Annotated in this window: 1 protein-coding gene; it reads right to left on the bottom strand. The window is 75.2% G+C overall.

Features of this window, described 5'->3' with window-relative positions; translation table 11 throughout:
- Window positions 1-1,616 (bottom strand): class I adenylate-forming enzyme family protein (locus ABD308_RS36125; protein WP_344344406.1); only part of this gene is annotated, 1,616 nt, incomplete at its 3' end.
- Window positions 1,617-2,052 lie beyond the last annotated feature (436 nt).

Below are 2,052 nucleotides of genomic sequence, written 5' to 3'. Positions count from 1 at the left end.
CGGGCGCCGGGGACGGAGGAGAGCGGCGTCCAGTCGACGCGGAACAGGTGCTCGTAGTGACTGCCGCCGGCGGCCCGCAGCCGGGCGGGCGCGTCGAGCAGCACGTGCCGGGTGATCTTGCCGGAGGCGGTGCGCGGGATGCGCTCCGTCTCGTACAGCTCCTCGGGGACCTTGAAGTAGGAGAGCCGTTCCCGGCAGGCGGCCAGCAGGGCCTCCGGGTCGAGGCCGCCGGGGCCGGGTACCAGGAAGGCCACCGGCACCTCGCCGAGCACCTCGTGGGGCTTGCCGACGACGGCGACGTCCGCGACGCCGGGCACCCCGCGCAGCACCTCCTCGACCTCGGCCGGGTGGATGTTCTCGCCGCCGCGGATGATGAGTTCCTTGATCCGGCCGGTGATGGTGAAGTAGCCGGAGCCATCGCGCCGGGCGAGGTCGCCGGTGTGGTACCAGCCGCCGCGCAGCGCCTGCTCGGTGGCCTCGGGCTGGTTGTGGTAGCCGAGCATCACGCTCGGGCCGCGCACCCAGACCTCGCCCTCCTCGCCGTCGGCGACGTCCAGGCCGGTCTCGACGTCGACCAGGCGCACGCCCAGGCCGGGGACGGGCAGGCCGCAGGAGCCCTCGACGCGGGCGCCGGTGGGCCAGTTGACGGTGATCGAGCCGCAGGTCTCGGTGGAGCCGTAGGCGTCGATGAGCGGCGCGCCGAACGCCTCCTCGAAGGAGCGCCGCAGCGTGGCGGTGGTCATGGCGCCGCCGACCAGGCACATCCGCAGGGCCGGCGCGGTGAAGCCGTCCTCCCGGGCGGCGCGCACCAGTTGCTGGTACAGGGTGGGCACGCCGGCCAGGAAGGTCGCGGACTCCTCGCGGACGGCCTCCAGGACGTCCCGCGCGGCGAAGCCGTCGAGGATGCGGGCGGTGGCGCCGACGGCGGTGACGCTCAGCACGCAGGCGATGTGGGAGAGGCTGTGGAACAGCGGCAGCGGCCAGACCACCCGGTCCTCGGCGCTCAGGCCGGGCACCGGCACGTAGCAGGCGGCGACCGACCAGAGGCAGTTGCGCTGGGTGGACAGCACGCCCTTGGGCCGGCCGGTGGTGCCCGAGGTGTAGAGCATCCAGGCGGGGTCGTCGAGGCCGAGGTCGTCGCGCGCGGGGGTGGCGGGGTCGGTGCCGGCGAGCGTCTCGAAGGAGAGGGTGCCCGCCGGGACGGGGCCCCCGCCGGTGACGATCACCCTCAGGTCGGCCCGGCCACGGGCGAGGGCGCCCAGACCGGCGGCGCGGGCGGCGTCGGTGATGACGACGCGGGCGCCGCTGTCGTCCAGCAGATGGGCGAGTTCGGCTTCGGTGGCGTGCGGGTTGAGCGGGACGCCGATGGCCCCGGCGCGCAGGATGCCGAAGTAGGCCTCCACCACCTCGACGCTGTTGCCGAGCAGGATCGCGGCCCGGTCGCCGGGCTGGAGGCGCAGGTCGGAGAGGTGGCCGGCGATCCGGCCGGTGCGGGCGTGGAGCTCGGCGTAGGTCACGCCGCGGACGGCGTCGCGGAACGCGGTCTTGTCCGAGCTGTCGCGGGCGTGCTCGGCCAGCAGTTCGGGCAGCGGCCGGATCAGCTCGGTGCGCAACATGCCGTCACTTCCTTGGGTCGGGTCGGTCGGTTCGGTCGGATCGGTCGGATTGGTCGCCGGGCGGGCGCATTCCTTTTCCGCCGGACGGGGCCGGGCGGTGGCGGAACGGGATTTCCTTTTCCGGGCAGGATTTTCGCGGCACGGGGCCGGCGCATTGCCGGGCCGACTTTCCGGGGCGGCCGTATGCGAATTCCCGCCGGTCACAGTCTCGTGCGGAACGGGCTCCGGGCCGCCCCTATCCGACCCCCTATACGGGCCCTAATCGCTGCGGCGAGGCGGGACCGGGCGGGAGGCGGTGGCGCGGGGTGCGGTGCGGCGCGACGGCGGGGTGGGCCGGCGACCGCGGGCACGCGGACGTGCCTGGCCGTCGCGGTCCGTCCGCCGGCCCCGCCCCGCCCGTACCCCCGCGCCCCGTCGGGAACGGCAGCGCCCCGCC

It is taken from the genome of Kitasatospora putterlickiae (assembly GCF_039527695.1).
In the GTDB taxonomy this organism is placed as follows: Bacteria; Actinomycetota; Actinomycetes; order Streptomycetales; family Streptomycetaceae; genus Kitasatospora; species Kitasatospora putterlickiae.
Note: the sequence above shows the minus strand (reverse complement) of the source record. Positions and strands in the feature narration are given on the sequence as shown.